This window comes from Knoellia pratensis, assembly GCF_042666395.1.
In the GTDB taxonomy this organism is placed as follows: domain Bacteria; phylum Actinomycetota; class Actinomycetes; order Actinomycetales; family Dermatophilaceae; genus Knoellia; species Knoellia pratensis.
Genome location: NZ_JBHTDJ010000005.1, coordinates 1 through 5,436, shown reverse-complemented (window position 1 = coordinate 5,436; position 5,436 = coordinate 1). Strand labels below are relative to the sequence as shown.

Genomic DNA, 5,436 nt, shown 5'->3' with positions numbered 1-5,436 from the left:
GCTGAAGGGCTTAGCTTCCAGGTTCGGAATGGAGCTGGGCGTTTCCCCTTCGCTATGACAGCCGAAACTCTATGGAGATGTGGTTGTACTTCCCCCCTGTCACGCACCTGGTGGCACTCCCCTTTTGTGGGGGGGTGGTGGTGTGTGTGGGGGTTTCCCGACCGTATCTCGGGAACTGCACAGTGGACGCGAACGCAACTTTTTAGTGTGTATCAAGTTATCGGCTTATTAGTACCAGTCAGCTACATGCATTACTGCACTTCCACGTCTGGCCTATCAACCCAGTAGTCTAGCTGGGAGCCTCTCGGAGATTGAACTCCATGGAAATCTCATCTTGAAGCGTGCTTCCCGCTTAGATGCTTTCAGCGGTTATCACTTCCGAACGTAGCTAATCAGCGGTGCTCTTGGCAGAACAACTGACACACCAGAGGTTCGTCCATCCCGGTCCTCTCGTACTAGGGACAGCCCTTCTCAAATTTCCTACGCGCACAGCGGATAGGGACCGAACTGTCTCACGACGTTCTAAACCCAGCTCGCGTACCGCTTTAATGGGCGAACAGCCCAACCCTTGGGAGAGACTCCACCCCCAGGATGCGACGAGCCGACATCGAGGTGCCAAACCATGCCGTCGATATGGACTCTTGGGCAAGATCAGCCTGTTATCCCCGGGGTACCTTTTATCCGTTGAGCGACGCCGCTTCCACAAGCCAGCGCCGGGTCACTAGTTCCGACTTTCGTCCCTGCTCGACCTGCCGGTCTCGCAGTCAAGCTCCCTTGTGCACTTACACTCGAAACCTGATTACCAACCAGGCTGAGGGAACCTTTGAGCGCCTCCGTTACCTTTTAGGAGGCAACCGCCCCAGTTAAACTACCCACCAGGCAATGTCCCTGATCCGGATCACGGACCTAGGTTAGATATCCAGAACGACCAGAGTGGTATTTCAACGTTGACTCCACGAACACTGGCGTGCCCGCTTCACAGTCTCCCACCTATCCTACACAAGCCGTACCGAACACCAATACCAAGCTATAGTAAAGGTCCCGGGGTCTTTCCGTCCTGCTGCGCGTAACGAGCATCTTTACTCGTAGTGCAATTTCGCCGAGTTCATGGTTGAGACAGTGGAGAAGTCGTTACGCCATTCGTGCAGGTCGGAACTTACCCGACAAGGAATTTCGCTACCTTAGGATGGTTATAGTTACCACCGCCGTTTACTGGGGCTTAAATTCTGAGCTTCGACCCCGAAGGATCTAACCCGTCCTCTTAACCTTCCAGCACCGGGCAGGCGTCAGTCCGTATACATCGTCTTGCGACTTAGCACGGACCTGTGTTTTTAGTAAACAGTCGCTTCTCCCTGGTCTCTGCGGCCGTTCTCCCTAGACAGTAAATGTCTTCAGGATCCGGGCCCCCCTTCTCCCGAAGTTACGGGGGTATTTTGCCGAGTTCCTTAACCATGATTCACTCGATCGCCTTGGTATTCTCTACCTAACCACCTGAGTCGGTTTGGGGTACGGGCGGCTCGAACCTCGCTAGAAGATTTTCTTGGCAGCATAGGATCACCCTGCTTCCCGCATTCGCGGTCACTATCAGGTCTCAGGATATGTGTGAGACGGATTTGCCTATCTCACTCCCTACACCCTTGGACGTGGACTACCATCGCCACGCGGAGGCTACCTTCCTGCGTCTCTCCATCGCTTGACTACTACCAAATTGGGTCACGCGCTCCACTCAAAGGATCCACCCGAAGGCTTCACGAAAGAGTTTCAGGCGTTTAGCATCAAAAGGTTCGTCATGGGCGGTTCTTCGCCGGTTCCGGAATATCAACCGGATGTCCATCGACTACGCCTGTCGGCCTCGCCTTAGGTCCCGACTTACCCAGGGCAGATTAGCTTGACCCTGGAACCCTTGGTTATTCGGCGGACGGGTTTCTCGCCCGTCATTCGCTACTCATGCCTGCATTCTCACTCGTGTGGCCTCCACGGCTGGTTCACACCGCCGCTTCCCTGGCCACACGACGCTCCCCTACCCATCAACACGCTTGGACCACCAACCCGCAGGTGTGGTGGCCGGGCAATATGTCAATGCCACAGCTTCGGTGGTGTGCTTGAGCCCCGCTACATTGTCGGCGCGGAATCACTTGACCAGTGAGCTATTACGCACTCTTTAAAGGGTGGCTGCTTCTAAGCCAACCTCCTGGTTGTCACTGCAACTCCACATCCTTTTCCACTTAGCACACGCTTTGGGACCTTAGCTGGTGGTCTGGGCTGTTTCCCTCTCGACTACGGAGCTTATCCCCCGCAGTCTCACTGCCACGCTCTCACTTACCGGCATTCGGAGTTTGGCTAACGTCAGTAACCTGTTGAGGCCCATCGGCTATCCAGTAGCTCTACCTCCGGTAAGAAACACGTGACGCTGCACCTAAATGCATTTCGGGGAGAACCAGCTATCACGGAGTTTGATTGGCCTTTCACCCCTACCCACAGCTCATCCCCTCAGTTTTCAACCTAAGTGGGTTCGGTCCTCCACGACGTCTTACCGTCGCTTCAACCTGGCCATGGGTAGATCACTCCGCTTCGGGTCTAGACCCAGCGACTCATACGCCCTATTCGGACTCGCTTTCGCTACGGCTTCCCCACACGGGTTAACCTCGCCACTGAGCACTAACTCGCAGGCTCATTCTTCAAAAGGCACGCTGTCACCCCACAATGAGGGCTCCAACGGATTGTAGGCACACGGTTTCAGGATCTATTTCACTCCCCTCCCGGGGTACTTTTCACCTTTCCCTCACGGTACTTGTCCGCTATCGGTCACCAGGGAATATTTAGGCTTAGCGGGTGGTCCCGCCAGATTCATACGGGATTTCTCGGGCCCCGTATTACTTGGGATAACTCTCTGAAGTTCACGTCATTTCGTCTACGGGGGTCGCACCCTCTACGCCGGGCCTTTCAATGCCCTTCGACTATAACGCGAATTTTTGACTCCATGCCGGGATGTCAGTCCCAACTGAGAGGTCCCACGACCCCGTACCTGCAACGCCTGACAGCTATCACACAGATACGGTTTAGCCTCATCCGCTTTCTCTCGCCAATACTCACGGAATCGCGGTTGCTTTCTCTTCCTGTGGGTACTGAGATGTTTCACTTCCCCACGTTCCCTCTACCTGCCCTATATATTCAGGCAGGAGTGACTGGACTTGCCTCCAGCCGGGTTTCCCCATTCGGAAATCCACGGATCACAGTCTGGTTATCGACTCCCCGTGGCTTATCGCAGATTCCTACGTCCTTCTTCGGTTCCTGGTGCCAAGGCATCCACCGTGCGCCCTTAAAAACTTGAGCCACAAAGATGCTCGCGTCCACTGTGTAGTTCTCAACATACGGGCGGCCCCCACACCAGACTTGGTGCCTCCCGAGCCGAAACTCGGTGGTTCACCATGGCGGGGGTCCTGACCGGATACCGGCCTTCAGGAACGAGCATGCGCTCGAGCCCTCAGGACCCAACAACGTGTCAAACGCCGTGTCCCCACCAGCCACGTTCCGTCCCAGCTCCGAAGAGACCAGGTGTACTTGTGACCGCGAGTAGCGGCGTCAAATAATCGATGTTCCACCCTTGAGCACCTGCTGCCCCACGAACGGAGACAGACCAGGCTCTGGACCCTTGCGGGCCAGTGCTCCTTAGAAAGGAGGTGATCCAGCCGCACCTTCCGGTACGGCTACCTTGTTACGACTTAGTCCCAATCGCCAGTCCCACCTTCGACGGCTCCCTCCACAAGGGTTGGGCCACCGGCTTCGGGTGTTACCGACTTTCGTGACTTGACGGGCGGTGTGTACAAGGCCCGGGAACGTATTCACCGCAGCGTTGCTGATCTGCGATTACTAGCGACTCCAACTTCATGGGGTCGAGTTGCAGACCCCAATCCGAACTGAGACCGGTTTTTTGGGATTCGCTCCACCTCGCGGTATCGCAGCCCTTTGTACCGGCCATTGTAGCATGTGTGAAGCCCAAGACATAAGGGGCATGATGATTTGACCTCATCCCCACCTTCCTCCGAGTTGACCCCGGCAGTCTCCTATGAGTCCCCACCATGACGTGCTGGCAACATAGAACGAGGGTTGCGCTCGTTGCGGGACTTAACCCAACATCTCACGACACGAGCTGACGACAACCATGCACCACCTGTATACCGACCTTGCGGGGCACCCATCTCTGAATGTTTCCGGTATATGTCAAGCCTTGGTAAGGTTCTTCGCGTTGCATCGAATTAATCCACATGCTCCGCCGCTTGTGCGGGCCCCCGTCAATTCCTTTGAGTTTTAGCCTTGCGGCCGTACTCCCCAGGCGGGGAACTTAATGCGTTAGCTGCGGCACGGATCTCGTGGAATGAGACCCACACCTAGTTCCCAACGTTTACGGCATGGACTACCAGGGTATCTAATCCTGTTCGCTCCCCATGCTTTCGCTTCTCAGCGTCAGTAGTGGCCCAGAGACCTGCCTTCGCCATCGGTGTTCCTCCTGATATCTGCGCATTTCACCGCTACACCAGGAATTCCAGTCTCCCCTACCACACTCTAGTCTGCCCGTACCCACCGCAAGTCCGGGGTTGAGCCCCGGATTTTCACGGCAGACGCGACAAACCGCCTACAAGCTCTTTACGCCCAATAATTCCGGACAACGCTCGCACCCTACGTATTACCGCGGCTGCTGGCACGTAGTTAGCCGGTGCTTCTTCTGCAGGTACCGTCACTTTCGCTTCTTCCCTGCTGAAAGAGGTTTACAACCCGAAGGCCGTCATCCCTCACGCGGCGTCGCTGCATCAGGCTTTCGCCCATTGTGCAATATTCCCCACTGCTGCCTCCCGTAGGAGTCTGGGCCGTGTCTCAGTCCCAGTGTGGCCGATCGCCCTCTCAGGCCGGCTACCCGTCATCGCCTTGGTGAGCCATTACCTCACCAACAAGCTGATAGGCCGCGAGTCCATCCCAGACCGAAAAACTTTCCACACCATAACCATGCGGTTTAGTGTCATATCCGGTATTAGACGCCGTTTCCAGCGCTTATTCCAGAGTCAGGGGCAGGTTACTCACGTGTTACTCACCCGTTCGCCACTGCTCACAGAAAGCAAGCTTCCTGATCACCGTTCGACTTGCATGTGTTAAGCACGCCGCCAGCGTTCGTCCTGAGCCAGGATCAAACTCTCCGTTGATGTTCAAACACCCGGACCCCCAAAAGGAGCCCGAGCAATACTGAACCCAATAAAGGGTTGTCTACCCGGCTGAGCAAGAACAACCAGCAATAAAGCTGTTTGATCATTGTCAACCAAAGGATATTCGACTCAAGAACAACCACCCCGCGCCCAGGAAGGACACGACGCAGCCACCCTCAAGACGAGGTTAATTGGCATCGATTTTTGACACGCTGTTGAGTTCTCAAGGATCGCACGCACA

General features: G+C 55.5%; 3 rRNA genes. All 3 read right to left on the bottom strand.

The features are described 5' to 3' along the window. Positions 1-66, bottom strand: a 5S ribosomal RNA gene (gene rrf / locus ACFQRE_RS19990); the annotation flags it as partial. A 142-nt stretch (positions 67-208) separates the two neighbouring features. Beyond that, positions 209-3,333: ribosomal RNA gene (locus ACFQRE_RS19985) — 23S ribosomal RNA — on the bottom strand. Positions 3,334-3,673: 340 nt separating this feature from the next. Beyond that, positions 3,674-5,195, bottom strand: a 16S ribosomal RNA gene (locus ACFQRE_RS19980). Positions 5,196-5,436: the final 241 nt, after the last annotated feature.